We start from the raw sequence: 18097 nt of genomic DNA on the forward strand, positions 1-18097 counted from the left end.
TTTTACTATGAAAGAACTAATCGAGTTTCCAGTAGAAGGTTTAACTCCAGCAATGCAAGCTTGTCTCCTCAGAGAATTGATCGCACAGCTTAATATACCTGATGAGAAATTTGAAGAATATGCAAAAAATCCTCCAACTGCTGAGGAACGACAAGAGGCTGTGTTAAAGTTAAATTCAGAAATGAATAGAATCAGTGAAATAGCACAAGAGGAAGTCAAGTTAAGTTCCACAGAAATTGAACCTATCAATTTTGTTAATCCAGTTAGTCAAGAGTCATCTTTACAACCCGAAGTAAGCCAGTCTAAAAAAAAATAGAATTGAAACAGACGTTCTAAAAAAACTTTACAGATAAAAATGATGGCAATAATGGCAACCTAGTAGAAGATAGTCAACACGATAAATTACAATCTATTATCGCTAATTTCCAAATTCAACAATTTGTTATCCCTGTAATTTTAGACCGCTTAAATATATTTGGAAAACCAGATAAAGAGACACAAAGTATCCTTTATAAAAGTGAGACATATACTGCAAGTCTAAAATCAGAAGAAAATTCACAAACTCTTTGCCTTGATAGAAATTCTTCTGATTCAGAAGCAAGCCAAGAAGCACTGCTAGCATCTCGTAATAATAGCTCAGAGAATTACTCTATCATCATCAATAACCTTACCCATAATGAATTTGAACGTTTTAAGGCTCTGTTCGATGAGCAACAAGCACGCTGCGAACAGAACCAACAACAATTCAAAAACCAGGATGCTGCTCAAGAGATAGATTAAATCAACCCAAAACACACACCATACGAAAAAGCTATAAACCCCAAAACTAGCTTTTTATTAAAACTCAAGGGAGTTTTGGGGCAAATAACAACCGCAACAGAAAAATAATAAAAAGACGCAGTAAAATCAAACAAACTCGTCGGGTTAATAGGTAATCTACCTAACCCGACCAAACATAGCATTACTATTAAAGACCAAACAACAATACTTTCTATCCATCCTAAAATTTGATTGATATTCATAAAAAATCATTTATTACTATATAAATTCACTTAAACATATTAAAATTCAATTTTATCAATACAATAATCCAGTAAATAGATTGCTTAATGAAAACTACACAAACTACCCTCATCACTTTGTAAATTTTTTAAAAACGATAATAAAGTTTTTAAATAAGCTGATTAATTTATAGTAACTGTAAAGATTAAAAAACAGTAAAAAGTAAGTGCTATAAGTATTATTATCAGGGACAATACTAAACAAATCAGTGTGTAATATGAAACCTATTAATGTTGTCATCATTGAAAATGAGAACATATCTAGGGTTGGCGCGGCAGCGATATTATCTGAAACTGGTAAAATCCAGGTATGTGGCCTTGCTAAAACCGGAAAAAAAGGAATAGAAATTGTTGACCAACAAAAGCCAGATATCGTGGTGATAAATATTGATTTACCTGATATCAATGGCACTGATGTCATAAGTTTAATTAAATGCAAACACACATCAATTAAAATAGTGGTGATGACTGCAAATAGCAGCAGAGACACTATTAACGCAGCAATTAATAATGGCGCAGACTGCTACTACTGTAAAAATAATGCCAGAGAAGAAGTAGGAGAAAGATTCATTGAAGCAGTAATGGCTGCATACAATAACGAATCATGGATTGACCCAACTATTAATCGCATTTTGATTGATAATCTGAGGTCAAATGACACAGCCGATAGAGATTCACTAGATTTGTTAAGTGATTTCTCTAATAAAGAAATTACAGTTCTCAAATTAGCGGCTGGTGGTATGAAAAATAATGAAATTGCCAATGTCATGTATGTTTCCGAAGGTACAGTCAGGTCATATTTACATAATTCATTTATCAAGTTAGGAGTCAAAGATAGATTAAACGCTATCCGCGAAGCTATGCGCCTGGGAATCCTCAGCTTTGCAGACATGAAAATCGAAGAAGAAGTTACTCAAGAAACCCATACAAGAGTCAAAACCAACCAAAATAGTCAAAAGGATACAACTAAAACGAGTAATAAGGGATACAAAGGCTGGGTTGCTTAGAAAATTAATCAACTGCAATTATGCAGCCACCTGAATACTTCTTCTGCCGACGGCAAGTTTTAATAATGGCAGCGTTTCTAACATAAATACTACGTGCTACCTTACCTTCATTGGACTTAGCCCAATCCAGAAGCTTTTTATCTTCGGGTTGTAAAATGGCAGATCCAGAAGCCGCCTGCTGAAAAGTTACACTTCCAGCAATAGTCTTGTATGTAAAAACACCAATTGCAGATCCCAAAGCCAGTACAAAACCCAACACTCCCGCTACTTGTGCCAATCGCCAATTACTTATGCCCAAGAGAGGCAATGCGCCACCAGCTTGCTTAGTCATCTTAATTAAATCCTTAGCGGCTTGGGCGATCGCATTTTTTTGTTGCTGTATTGCCACCTTAGAAGCACTATTTAACTTATCGTCCACCATGTCAGCCCAACCCACCACAAGCGAGTCAAGCCTACCAGGTAGCTGCTGCAACGCAAATTGGGTTGTACCTAGTTCCGCGTATAGGTTAAACAAGGGGTCATCAGGTCGAACACCTAATTTAAGTATCCAATCAGTGACCTCTGCTTTCTTTTCTTCAGAATATTCTGCAATAACTTTTTCAACAACTTTTGCAATATTGGTCATAGGTTGTTTAAACAGTTAATTGAAAACCTCACTGTCAACTTGGTAAAGCTAATACTTACCATTCTTCAGATTCAATATTTTCAGTTACATCAAAATTGGAAGTATTTTGTTGATTTGTACCTACAGAAGCTAGTTCTGTACAGTGATTACCTAATCCTAAATAATTCAAAGCAATCTCATTAGAAACAATAGAATTATTAAAATTCTCTATCCAGTTGAATACTATTGAACGCTGAATAGTATTAAGAGGCGAGTTAGTTTCAATAAGTTGAGCATAGGGTAAACCAGTATCCTCAAGCAACTGGTAAAAGTCGTTATGCAACCCGCCCAAAACTAGCTCCAAGCCATTTAATTTTTTTAATATCAGCTTGGAATCTACTACCTTCATAGTATCGAAATTGCTTGCCAAAGTAATAATTTTTGATAACAACATAGTCAACTTGACTACCAAAATGCTGGTATAAATCCTGAAGATAATCTTCAACACAGTCTTTACGATGTGATATCGGGTGCAAGAAAGTAACACGATATCCGAGATGGTTAAGATTTCCTATCAGTGAAACATCTTTATCAAAAAACTTGAACTCTTGGTGGTTTTGACCTGGCATATCCGTCAAAACTACATCAATATTTGGAAACATTTCTAAGTCAAGTAATAATCTATCCGAATCGCCCCTAGACAATCCCAAATGGTTTATTTCAAAACCTTTTGTTTTATACATCGATAGCTTGTTACGATAACCGTGGTAGAAAACACGCGCATTGCATTTACTTTTCAAGTACAATTCCAGCAAAAGCCTAGAAACTGTGGACTTACCCACACGAGCATCACCCGATGTAATTACAAAACGCTTTTTAAACATAATAAATCAAGCAACTTATTCAATTAAGCAGCTATATCTTGAGATGGTAAATTTGCATCTTGGTTTTTAGCTTTCTCTTTTTCTTCGTTTTCTCTAAGCTCTTTAGACTTTTCCACAACTGCTGGATAGTAACAGTCATCTGGTTGTATATCAAAACCCAATAAATTAAATGCTGGCTTAATTTGCGCTTCAAACTCAGCAAGCCAAGATTTAATTCTTGACTTAATTACAATATTTGTTTCTTTATGAGTCTGTCCTTCATTAAAGGTTAAAGCATGGCGGTCAAGAAAGTCATAAGACTTGTAGAATAAATCTGGCATTACAAGTTCTATCAGACCTTCTGCAAGCAGATTTTGACGTAGAGAAGAATCATTATATCGCTCAAATTTTTCTTCTTCACCATGAAATAGATTTTTGACTACAATATAATCTACTTGGTCTTTACAAAGTTCACGAAGTTTTTCTAAAACATTTATAGAGTCAAGAACTCTACTAATCACTGAAACCATTGTTACTCGACAATTAATTTCAGTTTTCAGAACTTCAAAAAATGCAAGCTCTTTGACATAACTTTCAAAGAAACCTCCAGATTGTGCTGGCAAGTCTAATAATGTGATAGGACAATCACTCTCATCTAGATTAATTAATAAATCGTCAGCACCACCTCTATGAAAAATATCAATATAACGTATTATAGGGCGGTAATCTTTTTGAAAATATCTTTCTATCTGAGGATTCCTTAAGTCAGCCTCATAAGCAACACAGGGTAAATTTTTATTAATGTAAAGTTGAAATATTACTCGTGCAAAGGTACTTTTACCTACGCCACCTTTATCACCTGTTATAATTATCAGTCGCTTTTGAGGCTTACCATTAGTATTAGAGGAAGTATTATTTGACATGGCTGGTTGTTCTTTATTTTTTTGGGGCATAATATTTTTTCCGCAAAGTAAATAAACTTTGTTGTATTAGATTAATGTCAATCTAAAATTTTTAAATTTGTAAACAAAAATCAATAAATTAATTAATAAAATAGAGAAGTCAGCAACTATATTGCTCAATAAAATTCTCCTAATTTATTTTGAATAAACTACTTTGAGTATGCAACCTCTCGCTCAAAAAGCCAAGCAACAAAATTCCACATTAAACCAACATTTGTTGATATGTAAATTAGTCATAAATTTTATGTCGTTTAAAGTAACTTGACTTTCAAAAAAGGCATTATGATATTTTGAACGAAAATAATCTATGAGTGAAGTACGAGCTGATTATGATGGTGCTTGGAAGGAAGGTGTAGAACAATATTTTGAAGCGTTTCTTGCATTCTTTTTTCCAGAGATTCAAGCAGAAATTGATTGGGAACGGGGCTATGAATTCCTTGAGAAAGAACTTCAGCAGTTGGTGAGAGAATCTGAAATTGGTAAGCAATTTGTCGATAAGCTAATCAAAGTTTGGCTAAAAGATGGAAAGGAAACTTGGTTGCTTATTCATCTGGAAATCCAAAGCCAAGTAGATACCAACTTCCCTAAACGGATGTTTTCTTACCACTACAGAATCTTTGATCGTTATAACCAAGAAGTTGTTAGCTTGGCAATTCTAGGAGATAATCAAGCCAACTGGCGACCACAAGAATATAGTTATGGTCGTTGGGGATGTCGCTTGAGTCTTCAGTTTCCCATTGTGAAACTACTGGACTATGAATCTCGTTGGTCAGAATTGGAACAAAGTGATAGTCCTTTTGCTGTACTGGTGATGGCGCACCTGCGGACACAAGCCACAACTCAAGATTTAGCAGGCCGATTGCAATGGAAGTTGAGCTTAATTAAACGAATGTATGAGTTAGGCTATAGTAGAGATAAAATCCAGCAAATCTTCCGGTTGCTAGATAGATTAATGACTCTACCACCGGAGTTAGACTTAAATTTTCAAGCCGAATTAGAGCGTTTTGAGGCTGAACAGAAAATGACATACATAACAAGCGTAGAACGCATAGGTATAGCAAAAGCTACCCAGAAATATATTGCTCAAATCCTAACAATTCGATTTAAAGATGTTCCTACTGAATTAGTAGAAAAACTAAATGAATTATATGACATTGAGTTATTGAATCAATTGTTAGAAAAAGCCGTAACTACAGGTTCAATATCTGAGTTTGGGCAACAATTAAGTCAAGAAAATACAGATACATAGTGTTAAAGTTGAATGGAACGCTGACCGTACAGGCATAAAATTCTAACTACCAGCTAACTGTTTTGCTTTCAAATACAAATTAATTCCCCAATCAAATTCGCTGCCCGCTCTCCATATTTTTGCCGAATAGCATCCCTGTATGGCAAGCAATCTTCACTTAAAAAGTCGCGGTTGAAGAAGAATTCAAAAGTCAGAACTCAGGAGTCAGAATCAATCAGTGGTGGGTCTGAATCCCCCACTGATTGAAGACCACTAAATCTTCGATTTAGTGGGGGTCTTAAACCCCTTGATTCATCCGCCAGTCGCACAAAATTCATTCTGAATTCTGGCTCCTGACTCCTGAATTCTGTTTTGATAAATAGAGAAAAATTAAATCCTCTTTTCGAGTCCACGTATTCTGTTAATTCAATATTAAACAGTGATTTAAATTCATCCTCTCTTTGTTTGAGTGCTGAATATTTAGTTAAATTATTGGCTTGGAAGATTGGTTCAACTGCTTGATTAAACAGTTTTTCCATTAAGATATCTTTCATATATCCTTCTATATTTTTGTACCCAATTTTACTCACAAATATAATAACTTCTGTAAAGCTGAATCACCTCTTTTTGTGCAGTTAAAATCTAAAATACCAAACATCTTACCGCCTGATGTCCCTCATCTTTTCCAAAATTTTTCGCTCTCCAACTCCAAGGAAAACGGTAGACACCCAGGATTGGCAGTCTCCCACTCCTTAGCTTCTGCAATTAGAGTTTCGTTACCGGAATCGAGGTAGAATTGCATTTTGGCACGTTGCTCTAAGCGATCGCGTTCTTGAGTGCTAAGAATATGTCCTGTGATTACGCAGTATTGGCGCACCTTAGCCATAGCTTGGGTTAAAGCCATTAGCCGTAGTTTTGTCACTCGCTTGAGTTCCTCAATGCGGTAGGAAACATCAGCAGTCTCGTCACCAACAGATGCACCGTGCAAGCCGTTGTTAGGGTTTTGGAGTGGTTGTTCTAGTGGAACCGCAGCAGGTATCGAAACTACACCCAGCCCGTTATCCTGCGTGTTAGATAAGTTTTGATTATCAACTTTTGACAACGTGCCGGAGCTACACAGGTATATAAAATCCCGATCAGAATTGAATTGATTTGATTGTAAAATATTTGTATGAACTGAATTTTCTAATTGATTACTGGTTTTATTTAAATTAATTTCAGCAGTATTAGAATAATTTATAAATTCAAGATTTTCCGCAGGCTGGATGACAGCTGAGTCTGACTGAGAAACATCGGGTTGTTCAACGTTCTCTGCTGACGCCAGCCCTTGGAGGGCTGTAGCAGCAGAAGGTAAAAACTTGCAAAAAACCTTCATATAGAAAGAATGAACGTAACTACCTACTCCATAAGGATTTTGAGTATCCTGTTTTACAAATGAGCTTTGAATTTCATAAAATTGCCCGTTCTCACTTGATTGATAAGGGTTTAAGCTATTTTCTGCCCAAGGGTCTAAAATGTAGCGTGTGGGATGCCACAAATGTAAGTGCTTTTGTAGTGTCTCTTGAGAGACAGTTTTGTTAAAACGGCGTTTATACTCAGCACGTATAGCTTTTGCCCGTTCAGTAGCCCCTGCTGGTAACCCACTACTCCACTCTATTGCTGTTACTACTATCTGGATGCGTCTTTGGGCTTGTTGGCTGCGTTCCCAGTTCTGCTGATGGCGACGGTCAAATGGAATTACGTTATCTTTAGGTTGATCGATCCTGCTAACACCTGCTATGGCTTCTGCAAATGTGTTGGCGAATGTACCCAACAGCCGTTCGGGATAACTAACGTAGGCACTGTACCATTTGTTACGAATTGTGCATTCTACCCAATGCCGTACTCTAGCTTCGATTTCATATTGGTGTCGGCAATATTGCTTATAGCCAGGGGCATTAATTGCGGTAGAAAGGCAAAATTCGACTAATTTATCGCCTCTTAAGTCTAGAAAGACGATTCCGTAGCCTGCAAAGATTTGTAGGAGGGTGTTTGTTTGTCCTTGTCCTGTCCAACCGATCGCAATTGTTTCTTCCCAGTTGGCACGCCACTGTGCAGCATCAGCAGACTCTTGCTTACGATATCTCTCCTGTGCAATTTGTTTTTTGGCTTTGTTCGCTATCCGTTTTAATTTGGTTAAATCTTGCCGACTTGCTGCGCGATCGCAATAGTCAAGGAAGATAGAAACTGAGTCGCTAATTGGTTGTAGATCATCATCAAGTAAAAATGACCCACTACCTGGTTGCATGGGACAACGGATGGCTTTGTAGTTGGTTATTTGTTTGGCACTATATGGTTTAGTGTTGGGGAAGATTTCTAGGTGTCCTTGACGCAGAATAAAGCCTGCATTTCTCAAGGTAATTTCTAAGGCGCAGGCTACGGCAAAGGTAGGCAGGGGAGATGCAAAGTTTAAAATCAAGTGATAACCACCACTAAAGCTGGACTGGAGAATGACGATATCGACTATGCCGATTTCCTCTAGTGCCGCTTTGATGCGATTTATGGATTCAATGTTATGGTAGTCGCCACAAAAGTCTAAATCTATTGTGGCGTAACGGGTTGTGTTGTCAAAACGCAGACCTACTAATTTTGACTTATCTTGGTGCAGCTTCCACAGTTGGGAAGGTTGCAGGTAATGGTCGATAGTGCGCCATGCTGGTTTTGCACCTTCCACTAAAGAAGGGGCAACTATCGCCCCAAATGGATGCCAAAAACGCTCTACGTAGCGTTTACCCAATGATTCTGCGGGCAGGTGGGGTTTGATTTTCTTTTTTAAAGGCTGTGAAAGACTTAATTGGGGCCTGTTATCAACATCTGCCCCGAAATCTTCTTGGAACATGAGTGACTGTCCTGATGGTTTTAGTGCATCAGGTAGCCTCGCTGTTGGTCAAAATGTGTTAGCCTAAATTTGAAATTTTTGTTTTATTAAGAAGCGGTTGGTTATCCGCTTGTTGGAGGCGACTGGTAATCGTCTCATGGTTTGAAAGCAAACAGAGGTTACACTTGTTTAGGCTTAGACATACGTAGGCTTAGGCTAAGATTTAGTCCAACACGCTTCACCAACAACAATGCGGCTACCCAACTTTTTTTTGAGAGCTATTTAAATAGGTCAGTTCTAGCGAAGTTGTGACTAAATCTAGAAAATAGTTTTGGAATAAGAATGCAAAGCTAGTAACACCTAAAAGTGTCACCAAAAACTGGCAGAGGTTAGTACAATAGGTGAAGATGAAATTACTCTCCACCAAAGAATTTAACAACAAAAAACAGTCAAATATATCCATACGAGTTCAGCACCCAAAATATGAACTCGTACTGCAATCAGTATTGAGATGCTAATCTATTAGGTAACGTTAAATTGTGGGATAAATTCTCTGCTAGATTAACTGCTCACAGCTACCTATGCAGCACGAATATTATCCTTTTTTCTATTTGTAGACATTTCCATTGCTTGCATTTGGCTCTTATAGTCCTCCCAAGTTTTTTCAAATACGTCAGACTCATACATCCGCAATAAAACCTCCTCTTTATCAGTTAAATTTGGGAGTTTTAACAACTCAGCTAAAGATACCTGAACTGGGAAAACATCACTAAACTTTTCCATTAAGTGAAGTATTCTTTCTCTCTGTTCAGCAGATGGTTCATCTTGCAACTCTGCATCAATCTGTCGCGGACGTAGATTCACGATTTCTAGGTTCATATTTACTAAATTCCTTAATCCAAACACAACAAATTCATTAGTTATACCAATAACACGCCCCACGATTTCTAACTCTGTCCGCAGTCTTTCCTTAAATTGATATACTTGACCAATTTGGAAACGCCGAAACGGATTGCGATCGCCATTCCGCATCCAAGCGATACCATCACTTATACTACCTATCTCGTCTGCTTCAATCAGGTCTATAACCTGGTCACAGATATCTTGATTGCAAACGAACTTGTAGGCTGCATCAATACTTCGGTTAAATTCCGCCTCCAGTGCCACAACTGCCTTATATTTTTGCAAATTACGTAATTGAGAAATATATTCAAATACTTTCTTACCCTTGTGATAACTGCCAACACTTATCCTTAGATTCTCTGATACCTCCTGAATCACAGGTTTACCCTTATTTAATTGAATTTTATTCTCATCTATCGAAGTGTTCAAATTTGAATACTTCGATTCATTCAAACGACGAGCGCTTTCCCGTTGTCTTTCTTTCGCTTGGGGACGAAGTACGCTCTCCCAGTACTGCCCCTCGTGAAATTTCTGATAATGAGTCTTCCCGCCTTCCCGGTGGAGATTAAAGTCAAGCACTAATTTTAAATCTTCTTCAGGCGAACTAGACTCGACAAATTCTACTTTCACAGCAGAAATTCCCAACTGGCGGGCTATCTGCAAACGACACTTGCCTGCCAAGACGACATTTACACCAGTGCGTGCAGATACCTTTAAGGATTCCAAAATCCCTTTTTCTGAGATACTTTTTTCCAAAGCGGGACGGTTCTCATTTTCACCGTATATTTCTATCAGCTTCGGATGAACTACCAACTCCGCAGGAGAAATATATACAATTGCCGGACTATGCACCTCAGACATATTGATACTCCGGGTCACAAATTGCCTAAAAAAGATAAGTTCAATTTTGAAAAGCCTCAGCAGAAAGCAGGAAAACTTAAGCAGCAGAACTTATGGCACTTTCTACAGTGAAGTAATATTATTAAAAAATAATTAACTTATGTAAATAATGAATAATTACTTATCAAACAATCTCTTAAATAAAATTTTTCCAGGAGAGAAATATTATTATTGACCCATTTAAAACCAGCGCGATTGAAGAGAGATTTTATGATGTTATTTTTGGGAAAAATACATCTACCTAAAGAAAGGTTTGTAAAACTGGTTAAACTCATGATATGATGTCTCTAGTTAATTAAATTGACAAAACAATGTTCCGCCTTGTTTTACTAACAGGTGGGCTTGTTTTCTCCTCAAAGCCCTGGTGCAAACAGGGCTTTGGGTGGGTTTTTAGAAAAAATGAACGCTACAAAAAGAGTATATCAGGCTTCATTCCATTTGGCAAAATTGTACAGTAAAGAGGGGTAAATTTTTAGATGCCTCATCTTCAGATATTAAATTCCCTTGAAAAACAAGCACTAGAACACATAGCGGCAACGAGCAGCGATGAAGTTAGCAAAAGAGCGAAAATTCTGCTAGGGCTAAACGAAGGCAAAAAATATGTAGCTTTAGCCCAAGAGATTGGTGTAACCGAAAACTCAATAGCAAAGTGGAAGAAAAGATGGACATCAAGTACCATCTTGTCAGAAACCCAGGAGTCAGCGATCGCAAAAGCTAATGAAGTATTGGGTGTCAACGTAGGCAGACCTAAGAAGTGCAAAAGTACAGAGGCAAGCAAAATTGTCGAAATCAGCGAATGGAGCAAGAACCGAAAACCTAGTCGCTCAAAGCACCACTACCATATGCAGGTAGCAGAAGAAGCCGCTAGGAGAGGTTTACCAACACTATCGCCAAGAAGTATAGGACGCATTTTAGAAGCTCAACCTTAATAGAAAGAGTCATCAAGCAAGTATTATCCTATCCCAAGGGAATAGTTTTGCAATCCCAGTTTTTACCGAGGCTTTTCACCAAATTTTAATTCTAAGCAAGCATTTCCACACACTCGACCACTTGAGCAGAGGTCACTTGTTGCGCGATCAGAAAGTCAACGAGTCCATCGAGTTTTTTACGGTTGTAGACGGTAGAATAGCCTTGAATTCGGCGTTCTTTGCAGAACTGTCGCAACTTCCGCGCGCCTAAATCCAAAAGCTTCTTCCTTTCTTCCTTAACGTCTACCAGCACAAGCTGTCTAGCTTCATCCGCAACCCCAGTTTCAACAACTGGCGGCGCAGTTTCAATAATCGAAGATTCTGGTTTGGATAATTCTTCCCGATCAGAAACAGCATCAACACCAGTCAAATCCCCATAAGTTTCCAAAACTGGCAACTCTTCAGAAATCACCCCAATGCTATTACTAACTTGAAGTGATACTGATTGAGCAGGGACAAAGATCGCATACAAGATTGGGAAGACCATCAAAAACAACTCGATTGGAAACAAAACATCGTTAACAGATTGCACAAAAGGCGATATTGCAAAAGCAGACATAGCGTAGTTCCTCCATGAATTACTGATGGGCGGTGTTTAGCGGCTTACCACCCAGTAGCGGGGGAAACCCCCGTACTGAGTGAAAGCTTTTATACGTATCCCAACCAATAGCAGGAGGAAGGAGGATAAATTGCCTTTTTAAGCAATTAGATGAACTAAGTTTTCCAAAATTTGCAGATGTTGAATTCTAGAGATTATTAATTCAAAATACAGAAATTGCAAAAATGCGATTTTACCGACTTGTACTTGCAGCTTTGAGAAACTTCCTTATTCATCCCAGCACTCCAGATTTTTTACTCTTAAGGTAGTTAACGTAGCTAACCAAGTTGTAGTTATATCTAAGTTCTTGAGGAACGAAAGTTGAGTAGGGATGCAGCGATACACCATCACGACGAAAGCGATGACAGGGCGCATATATATCAAAAAAGATAGATATTTCATCTCCATCAACTTCGATTTGAGCTATGCCCTTGAGTTCCTTTGCAAACTCTAAAACTCGTCCTGATGCTACATAGTCAAAGACCACTACATTTCGAGTACGGAAATACTGGATGTAAGAAAGAAGTTTTGCTTCCATATCAAGCTCAAGCAGTCTGTCAGAATGTTTAAGCAAGATACCGGAATAGGAAAAAGAAAACCTACGGTTAGCGTATTCATCCCACAAGATAAGATTGCCGTAAAATTTGTAAATATTCGCTTGATTGGACGATATTTCTCTATTTAAATTTTCGACAACAGCATCATCTTCAAATGGGAACAACGCCTTACGTTCATCCCATTGTTTATCTGGACAGCAACCATTTTCAAACCATCCATGTGGATGAATCCCACAAACAATATTATTGGCACCATGCAGTAACTTACACCCAGCACATACTCGCAAATAGCAAGAACTAAATTCTTCGCTATTAACTGCATTAATATAGCGTCGGTGTATATCTAAATGCTCCTCTAAAGCTTCACAAGGTAAAGGCTGATATGAGGAGAAGTTTGTCCAATTAATCGGTCTGGATCGGTTTCATCATAGATTACTGCCAAGTCGTCAATTTGGTGAGAACGTAGTTCTTCGTAAAGTACGAATTTTCGATATGGTTCTTCCTCAAATCTACAAACAACCAAGAACTTTGAATCAGAATGTCTTTCAAAATTCATCACCATGTAAGTGTAAATTGAAGGCAAACAATCAGATTTTTCAGAGTTCTCAGCTTTTGTTAATACAAGCGGTTTTATGTCATCTTTTTTTGCAATTTCTCTACTCGAATTAGTTTCCTCCGATTCTTCAACAGTGCTGAAGAAAGCACCACCCAAGGAAGCAAGAATAATTCCGGTAAAGCCCAATACGATAGCACCAGTGCCAATAGAGGCAATTTGTTCAGAGCGTTCTTTCTCGACGATTGGGAATCCGCCCTTAGCTAAACACAATAAGCCCAAACCAGAAAAAGTTGCTACAGTGCCTAAAGCAATAGCAGTCAAAGACACCATTCCAAAAGCAGCATTAAGGTTTCTCAAGCCATTAAACGCAAATTTCTTCAACATAATTTATCCCTCCAAAATGCAGGTCACAAGGTTTTTAATTACTCTCGCCCCGGCACAAATTGGGATTTGCTGAGAACTACACCACTAACCTACCCCTTACTCTATTAACAATTCCACAACTATTTAATAGATATGTACTCGTTAATTTTCAGTCTCAGTAGTAGTTTCATTCCCAATGGTGATAGCAAGAGTCGAACTTGCTTTGTTGCTTAAAACAACAATCTAACCGAATTGGAATATCACCAAAAAACAATATCTAGAAATCCCATATCTACTTTCCAAAAGTCCAAGTATTAGTTTCGTTTAATTCCAATTCTTCAAAACAGTTAGCAAAACCCGTAAAATGAAAACATCTTAGCGGCAGCCGAGATATTAATAGTAAAGAAAAATTTTCTAGTTGAGCCAACTGTTGTAATCTCAATAAATCATTGCTAAAATTATCGCTCACAAAGTGCAATCTATCAAAATTATCAATCACAAGTAGTCTATTTAATCCATTAGATAATTCGCTTACTATATTTTGCCAATCCTGCTGGTAGTACAAATTAAAACTCATAGGAATAACATCAAATAGATGAGCTACACTAAAAGGATATTCAAGATTAAGATAAACAGATTTTAAAGCAATATCTTTGAGCAAACAGTTTTTAACAGTAAAAGTTTTACCAATACCTTGTTTACCCCATAAATTAACATTCTTGCCTACATTTAGTTTACCAATCAACCAAGTATATTCTTTATAACGTAACATTACTATTATCCTTTAGAGAAACTATAATTGGTTTGAGATTAAATGTGTGATTTTTTGATTGTGTCTTTCTAAACTTTTTCTAGAAAATTTGTTAGATACAATAAAATTATCTAATAAAAAATCAGGTGATTGTGAAAGTCTTAATAGCACACCATCATCACCACTACTGCGATGATAATAATGAACAACGGGTGATTGGATAACTGTCAGGTTATCGTTACGAATTGCTCGTCCTGTAACTAGCCCATCCATAATAAATTTAGCGGCAGCAGCTACATTATCACTATCTCGTGCAAAATTTTTGAGATACCAATGGAACTCAATCCACACTGTACTATCCAAACAAAATTCACATTGTCTAACAAATTCACCAATTAAGTTTGTCCAGTACTTCTTAAGTTCAGCACTAGCTTGCCAACTTGACCGTGCCTGGTTAATAATTTCGTTCATACAAGGGGGTAAAGGCATGGTTAGTTCAAATATCATCTTCACCGCCACCTTTAAGGTTATTTAAAAATTCTTCGACAACGTTTCTAAATTTCTTGTATGACCTACCATCTTGGCGGGACAAATTGAATACTGCTTTGACGATTTCATCAAGTTGATAGCCCTTTTGATGCAAATTCATAATTGAGTTTCTTGCTTCTTCGTCAAGCTGCACCTTAAAACTAAAACTGCCCTCAAAATCAGTCTTAGATTGCTTAGTTTTAGTAGCAGTAGTGGCTTTAGATTTACCATTATCATTACTACTATTCTCGCCATACAGACTAGCAATAAATTCATCAAAGTCTAACCCATATTTCCATGCTGTATAAGGATCGTTCTGGTTTTTTGCTTCCAAGAGTAATTGCTGGAAGTATTCAGGGTCTTCATCATCAGCTACATATAAAGCTTGGAGTCGTAAAACTTCAGTCGTCTTGTACAAGAAATCACCGTATCCCAGCAAATAAACTGCACGCTTATCTTTATCGTCCCCCAGGATAATACAACTATCTTCAGGGCGGGTTGTAACAAAGGCTGTCTTCGCTGGAAAGTTTGAGCGAATCAACGGGTCTATCACGTTTTTGTCAGGTCGCTGAGTATATAACAATACATGAATCCCTGCACCACCCGCTTTTGCAAGCAACTTCATCAGCGCAGTCTCAATGCGATCGCAGTAGTTATCATCGGAAAGTAGGTCAAAACACTCGTCAATTAGACAAATCACTCGTGGCATGACACAATCAGGTGCGAACCGTGAATTGTACTGTGCGATTGTTTCAATACTGCTGTGGCGCTCAAATTCCTGGTAACGCAATTCCATTTCTTCGACCAAGTAATCGAGTAAGTTAGCGGTAGACTCTGCATCACGCGCAACTGGGGCAACAAGATGGGGAAGTCCATCAAATTTACCAAAGGTCACGCGCTTAACATCTGAAAGTGCCAATCGAACAACAGAAGGGGGATATCGTCGCACTAAGTATAAGATTGCGGCTTTCTCAAACTGCGACTTTCCACCCCGCGTCCGCCCACCACCCAAGATATGGGTCACGTTATCGCTATAAAGGGGAATTTCGACATAAGTGCCATCAACATCAACACCACCGGGGATAGACACCGAATAAATGTCAGGTTCGCCCTCAAAAGTAAAGTAATCACGGAAATAAGCAAATTGTCTGTCTAATCTGGGTATGTCAAATACAACTCCCCCAGGCACTACACTCACCATTGGCGCAACTTTCAAGCCTAATTCTTCACCAAGCTGCTGTACTAAGTCATTACCTATGTCTTCTACTTTTTTATAACTAACACCTCGTCCGAGTTTTACCCTAATACGGTTAAAAGTAGGGCCATTTTTGGCATCAACATACTTAGCATTAATATTAAAATCTTCTAAAGTATCAACTAATAGTTCTCCTGCTTGTCCCATAGTTAAAACATTTGAGCTAGCAATCTCATTATTAGCAATTTCACTATTTAAACATTTAGTTTCATTTAAAATAATTGAGCCATCTACAGCCTGCTTTAAATCTATTGCTTTACCTGTAGCACGGGCAACAAGCACTGCCGTTCGGTAGCAATAGTTTTTAATAAATCTATCTTTAGATTTGTTAGCTAAATCAGTAAAATAAGTAATTGATTTATTATTTAAAAATAAATTATAAAGATTGTGCTGCACTACTTCATAGCCAATCTGCTTGAGATAAATATTTTTTATAGACTCAATATGTTCAAATAAAGCTTCAATTGGCGAGATGCTAACTATCTCAATCATTTTTTGATATACGTTATTTTGCTCCCACTGTGATGGCATTCGATTGAGGTGAATATACTCAAGCGCATAACGTACAAATTCGTACTGATTTAAAGTACAGTGTTCTGCACATATTGATAATATTTCATCATCGTTTGTACCTGCAATTACTGATTCATATATTACCTGAAATAAAAATTCTAAGTTAAATTCAACAACTGAACGTGATAATTTTGCTTTAAAGTCAATCTGCTTTAAAACAGTTTCAGCATAAAAAACCATTGCGTCCGGTAAAGCTTCCCGTACATTCTCTATAATCTCTTCATTGTCTAAACCATCTTGTTTAGCCTGTACAATTGCAGTCCAAAGCTGTTGTTTTTGAAATTCAGGATTAGTATTATTGTCATTGTATGGTAGTAACATTACTAAGTTTCACTTTCTAGAAATTTCAAACTTTTGTAAATGTTGCTGATAATAAGTTCTTAGTTGAACAATTGATTTCGCATTTTGATTGTAATTATTACAAGGAAACGAAGCCCAAATTCTACCTACTTTGCATACAGCAGTATCAAACCTTCCTGCTTCAATGTCACTTAAAGCATTATTACGACGAATATATTCAATTGCCATCTTGTCCTGAGAAGCTGGACTAAAATCTTTTAAGTTTAACTTTGGCTGAAGGTCATACCAACTTATATCCAACATTTGATAAGCACCAGCCGCAGTCGAACAAACATTTTTACCATTAATAGGAGCGCACTGTTTCTTTAACGGGTGCGTAGAAAAATCATTAAAAGTTCCGTTAAATACTAACTTGCGATAACTTTCTGACTCGCTGGTTCCTGTTTCTGCCCAACGAATTGTTGCTAAAAAAGCACTCAAACGTGGTGAATAAAGATGTGATGAGTAAGAACTTGTATTAACTCTGCTTCTTAAACTATTTGACGACAATGAAGAAACACTATTACCTTGAGAAATTGAGAAATAAATGCCTAAAGTAATTAAAGAAGCAGTTGACAAATGAATGGGTTGAAAACGGGATATAAATTGATGACGAGGACTAAAAACCAACCCTACTAAACCACCAACAATAAACCCAAATTTCCAACTATCAACTGCCTTACCGAAACTACGCACTTGACAGACAGTATCCGCACCCTTGGATACCAATCCACATGGCAGTGAAGCTACTCCATAGGAAAATGCAACAGAGCAGGCTGCACCAACCACACCTGATATAAAAATCGGTACAATTTGCATTGCTCTTGCCAATAGTTAAATGACTTCAACGATTAGCTAAATATTCTTGTAAATAAGGACGGGGGTTCTGCGCTACACCATCAACGTGAACCTCAAAATGTAAATGCGGCCCCGTCGAAAACCCCGTACTACCTACTGCTGCAATCATCTGCCCACGAACAACTTGTTGTCCCTGCCGTACATACAGCTGACTGGCATGACCGTAGAGAGTAGATAAACTTCCCTGATGCTGAATAACAACTGCTTTGCCGTAACCATCCTTGTCACCCGCAAAAACTACTCGGCCAGCATCAACCGCATAAATTGGCGTACCCTTGGCTGCACCAAAATCAATTCCCCTGTGAAACTTGCGATCGCCTGTAATGGGATGTGTCCGCCAACCAAACTCACTAGTTACAGGAGTAC

The 18097-nt window shown here is 37.6% G+C and carries 20 protein-coding genes; 4 read left to right on the top strand and 16 right to left on the bottom strand.

Annotated features, from left to right (window positions below):
- The first annotated feature begins 7 nt into the window (after window positions 1-7).
- Window positions 8-316, top strand: a complete 309-nt coding sequence (locus tag ACX27_RS34385) for a hypothetical protein (RefSeq protein WP_062296370.1) — start codon at window positions 8-10, stop codon at window positions 314-316.
- Window positions 317-776: 460 nt separating this feature from the next.
- On the opposite strand, the gene ACX27_RS24950 is transcribed toward ACX27_RS34385, so the two are convergent.
- Entirely contained in the window at window positions 777-1022 is a 246-nt protein-coding gene (locus tag ACX27_RS24950) for a hypothetical protein (protein WP_062296374.1), read from the bottom strand.
- Between the two features lie 257 nt (window positions 1023-1279).
- On the opposite strand from ACX27_RS24950, the gene ACX27_RS24955 reads away from it, so the two are divergent.
- Window positions 1280-2068 (top strand): response regulator, encoded by a 789-nt coding sequence (locus ACX27_RS24955; protein ID WP_062296376.1) that lies wholly within the window; start codon window positions 1280-1282, stop codon window positions 2066-2068.
- A gap of 4 nt (window positions 2069-2072) precedes the next feature.
- Here ACX27_RS24955 and ACX27_RS24960 read toward each other — a convergent pair whose 3' ends face one another.
- From ACX27_RS24960 to ACX27_RS24970, 4 genes are read right to left on the bottom strand one after another with little or no spacing between them, the layout of a single operon-like run.
- Window positions 2073-2693, bottom strand: a complete 621-nt coding sequence (locus ACX27_RS24960; RefSeq protein WP_062296378.1) for a DUF6753 family protein — start codon at window positions 2691-2693, stop codon at window positions 2073-2075.
- A gap of 55 nt (window positions 2694-2748) precedes the next feature.
- Window positions 2749-3081 (bottom strand): hypothetical protein, encoded by a 333-nt coding sequence (locus ACX27_RS34390; RefSeq protein ID WP_235526371.1) that lies wholly within the window; start codon window positions 3079-3081, stop codon window positions 2749-2751.
- Window positions 3008-3556, bottom strand: coding sequence for a hypothetical protein (locus ACX27_RS24965; RefSeq protein WP_235526372.1), 549 nt, complete (start codon window positions 3554-3556; stop codon window positions 3008-3010). The genes ACX27_RS34390 and ACX27_RS24965 overlap by 74 nt, the downstream gene beginning before the upstream one ends.
- A 23-nt stretch (window positions 3557-3579) precedes the next feature.
- Entirely contained in the window at window positions 3580-4488 is a 909-nt protein-coding gene (locus tag ACX27_RS24970) for a P-loop NTPase family protein (protein ID WP_062296380.1), read from the bottom strand.
- A gap of 316 nt (window positions 4489-4804) precedes the next feature.
- Between ACX27_RS24970 and ACX27_RS24975 the strand changes: the two genes are divergently transcribed.
- Complete coding sequence (locus tag ACX27_RS24975) at window positions 4805-5746, top strand: RpnC/YadD family protein (protein ID WP_062296382.1); 942 nt, start codon at window positions 4805-4807, stop codon at window positions 5744-5746.
- Window positions 5747-5943: 197 nt separating this feature from the next.
- Here ACX27_RS24975 and ACX27_RS34395 read toward each other — a convergent pair whose 3' ends face one another.
- The 3 genes from ACX27_RS34395 to ACX27_RS24990 all read right to left on the bottom strand — a co-directional run bounded on the left by ACX27_RS34395 (window position 5944) and on the right by ACX27_RS24990 (window position 10346).
- On the bottom strand, window positions 5944-6279 hold the full coding sequence (locus ACX27_RS34395) for a hypothetical protein (protein WP_235526373.1): 336 nt from the start codon (window positions 6277-6279) through the stop codon (window positions 5944-5946).
- Window positions 6280-6401: 122 nt separating this feature from the next.
- Window positions 6402-8603 carry a hypothetical protein gene (locus ACX27_RS24985; protein WP_062296384.1) on the bottom strand — a complete coding sequence of 734 codons (2202 nt, stop codon included), beginning with the start codon at window positions 8601-8603 and terminating at the stop codon, window positions 6402-6404.
- 558 nt (window positions 8604-9161) lie between these two features.
- Window positions 9162-10346, bottom strand: a complete 1185-nt coding sequence (locus ACX27_RS24990) for a ParB N-terminal domain-containing protein (RefSeq protein WP_062296386.1) — start codon at window positions 10344-10346, stop codon at window positions 9162-9164.
- A 515-nt stretch (window positions 10347-10861) separates the two neighbouring features.
- Here ACX27_RS24990 and ACX27_RS24995 point away from each other — a divergent pair.
- A complete protein-coding gene (locus tag ACX27_RS24995) occupies window positions 10862-11314 on the top strand; it encodes a helix-turn-helix domain-containing protein (protein WP_045873776.1) in 453 nt (150 codons plus the stop codon).
- 91 nt (window positions 11315-11405) lie between these two features.
- Here the strand turns inward: ACX27_RS24995 and ACX27_RS25000 are convergent, their stop codons facing one another.
- The 8 genes from ACX27_RS25000 to ACX27_RS34410 all read right to left on the bottom strand — a co-directional run bounded on the left by ACX27_RS25000 (window position 11406) and on the right by ACX27_RS34410 (window position 17996).
- A complete protein-coding gene (locus ACX27_RS25000) occupies window positions 11406-11912 on the bottom strand; it encodes a hypothetical protein (protein ID WP_062296389.1) in 507 nt (168 codons plus the stop codon).
- Window positions 11913-12183: 271 nt separating this feature from the next.
- A complete protein-coding gene (locus ACX27_RS34400; protein ID WP_235526374.1) occupies window positions 12184-12795 on the bottom strand; it encodes a hypothetical protein in 612 nt (203 codons plus the stop codon).
- Window positions 12796-12863: 68 nt separating this feature from the next.
- Window positions 12864-13448 (bottom strand): hypothetical protein, encoded by a 585-nt coding sequence (locus ACX27_RS34405; RefSeq protein ID WP_235526375.1) that lies wholly within the window; start codon window positions 13446-13448, stop codon window positions 12864-12866.
- Window positions 13449-13719: 271 nt separating this feature from the next.
- Window positions 13720-14199: an AAA family ATPase gene (locus ACX27_RS25010; RefSeq protein ID WP_062296391.1), complete on the bottom strand. Its 480-nt coding sequence runs from the start codon at window positions 14197-14199 to the stop codon at window positions 13720-13722.
- 21 nt (window positions 14200-14220) lie between these two features.
- The gene (locus ACX27_RS25015; RefSeq protein WP_062296393.1) at window positions 14221-14685 is read right to left on the bottom strand and encodes a RusA family crossover junction endodeoxyribonuclease; all 465 of its coding nucleotides are present in this window, start codon (window positions 14683-14685) and stop codon (window positions 14221-14223) included.
- On the bottom strand, window positions 14675-16855 hold the full coding sequence (locus ACX27_RS25020; protein ID WP_062296395.1) for a DNA translocase FtsK: 2181 nt from the start codon (window positions 16853-16855) through the stop codon (window positions 14675-14677). Before ACX27_RS25020 ends, ACX27_RS25015 begins: the two co-directional genes overlap by 11 nt.
- A gap of 9 nt (window positions 16856-16864) precedes the next feature.
- Window positions 16865-17692: a glycoside hydrolase family 24 protein gene (locus tag ACX27_RS25025; RefSeq protein WP_062296397.1), complete on the bottom strand. Its 828-nt coding sequence runs from the start codon at window positions 17690-17692 to the stop codon at window positions 16865-16867.
- Between the two features lie 25 nt (window positions 17693-17717).
- Window positions 17718-17996: a M23 family metallopeptidase gene (locus tag ACX27_RS34410; protein WP_235526695.1), complete on the bottom strand. Its 279-nt coding sequence runs from the start codon at window positions 17994-17996 to the stop codon at window positions 17718-17720.
- Window positions 17997-18097: the final 101 nt, after the last annotated feature.

Origin of the sequence: Nostoc piscinale CENA21, assembly GCF_001298445.1 — a bacterium.
GTDB lineage: Bacteria > Cyanobacteriota > Cyanobacteriia > Cyanobacteriales > Nostocaceae > Nostoc_B > Nostoc_B piscinale_A.

Bases quoted from the DNA above. Each gene is read 5' to 3' on its own strand.
- ACX27_RS24950 (WP_062296374.1), bottom strand. From the start codon at position 1,022: ATGAATATCAATCAAATTTTAGGATGGATAGAAAGTATTGTTGTTTGG.
- ACX27_RS24975 (WP_062296382.1), top strand. From the start codon at position 4,805: ATGAGTGAAGTACGAGCTGATTATGATGGTGCTTGGAAGGAAGGTGTA.
- ACX27_RS24985 (WP_062296384.1), bottom strand. From the start codon at position 8,603: ATGTTCCAAGAAGATTTCGGGGCAGATGTTGATAACAGGCCCCAATTA.
- ACX27_RS24970 (WP_062296380.1), bottom strand. From the start codon at position 4,488: ATGCCCCAAAAAAATAAAGAACAACCAGCCATGTCAAATAATACTTCC.
- ACX27_RS25010 (WP_062296391.1), bottom strand. From the start codon at position 14,199: ATGTTACGTTATAAAGAATATACTTGGTTGATTGGTAAACTAAATGTA.
- ACX27_RS34385 (WP_062296370.1), top strand. From the start codon at position 8: ATGAAAGAACTAATCGAGTTTCCAGTAGAAGGTTTAACTCCAGCAATG.
- ACX27_RS34405 (WP_235526375.1), bottom strand. From the start codon at position 13,448: ATGTTGAAGAAATTTGCGTTTAATGGCTTGAGAAACCTTAATGCTGCT.
- ACX27_RS25015 (WP_062296393.1), bottom strand. From the start codon at position 14,685: ATGATATTTGAACTAACCATGCCTTTACCCCCTTGTATGAACGAAATT.
- ACX27_RS25000 (WP_062296389.1), bottom strand. From the start codon at position 11,912: ATGTCTGCTTTTGCAATATCGCCTTTTGTGCAATCTGTTAACGATGTT.
- ACX27_RS24965 (WP_235526372.1), bottom strand. From the start codon at position 3,556: ATGTTTAAAAAGCGTTTTGTAATTACATCGGGTGATGCTCGTGTGGGT.
- ACX27_RS24995 (WP_045873776.1), top strand. From the start codon at position 10,862: ATGCCTCATCTTCAGATATTAAATTCCCTTGAAAAACAAGCACTAGAA.
- ACX27_RS34390 (WP_235526371.1), bottom strand. From the start codon at position 3,081: ATGAAGGTAGTAGATTCCAAGCTGATATTAAAAAAATTAAATGGCTTG.
- ACX27_RS24955 (WP_062296376.1), top strand. From the start codon at position 1,280: ATGAAACCTATTAATGTTGTCATCATTGAAAATGAGAACATATCTAGG.
- ACX27_RS34395 (WP_235526373.1), bottom strand. From the start codon at position 6,279: ATGAAAGATATCTTAATGGAAAAACTGTTTAATCAAGCAGTTGAACCA.
- ACX27_RS24960 (WP_062296378.1), bottom strand. From the start codon at position 2,693: ATGACCAATATTGCAAAAGTTGTTGAAAAAGTTATTGCAGAATATTCT.
- ACX27_RS25020 (WP_062296395.1), bottom strand. From the start codon at position 16,855: ATGTTACTACCATACAATGACAATAATACTAATCCTGAATTTCAAAAA.
- ACX27_RS24990 (WP_062296386.1), bottom strand. From the start codon at position 10,346: ATGTCTGAGGTGCATAGTCCGGCAATTGTATATATTTCTCCTGCGGAG.
- ACX27_RS25025 (WP_062296397.1), bottom strand. From the start codon at position 17,692: ATGCAAATTGTACCGATTTTTATATCAGGTGTGGTTGGTGCAGCCTGC.